Origin of the sequence: Pseudoalteromonas sp. SIMBA_162, from assembly GCF_046535955.1 — a bacterium.
GTDB lineage: Bacteria > Pseudomonadota > Gammaproteobacteria > Enterobacterales > Alteromonadaceae > Pseudoalteromonas > Pseudoalteromonas marina.
Map to the genome: position 1 here is coordinate 1 of NZ_JAWJBQ010000539.1, position 265 is coordinate 265.

A 265-nucleotide genomic window follows, 5' to 3' on the forward strand; every position below is an offset into this window, starting at 1 on the left:
GTATCAGCAGCTCGTTGCCGCTCAGACTGCAGAGCACCACCGTTTCCTCGGTGGAGCCGCTCACCGCCTCCAGAAACGACTTGGCATGCGTGGTGATATCGAGCTGGCTAGGGCGCGCCAGCCGCATCAGCGCAGAGCCGAGCCGTATCCCGCCATGGCCGTGGATTTCCAGCAGGTCTTCCTGGGCCAGCGCATCGACCAGCCGCTTGACGGTCGAGCGCGGCAGATCGTTCCTGGCGGCGATCTCCCCCAGGCTCATGCCCTG

General features: G+C 65.7%; 1 protein-coding gene. It reads right to left on the reverse strand.

From position 1 onward, the window contains the following. The coding region (locus R0J88_RS20830; protein WP_410901000.1) for a helix-turn-helix domain-containing protein at window positions 1-265 on the reverse strand (265 nt) is incomplete at both ends.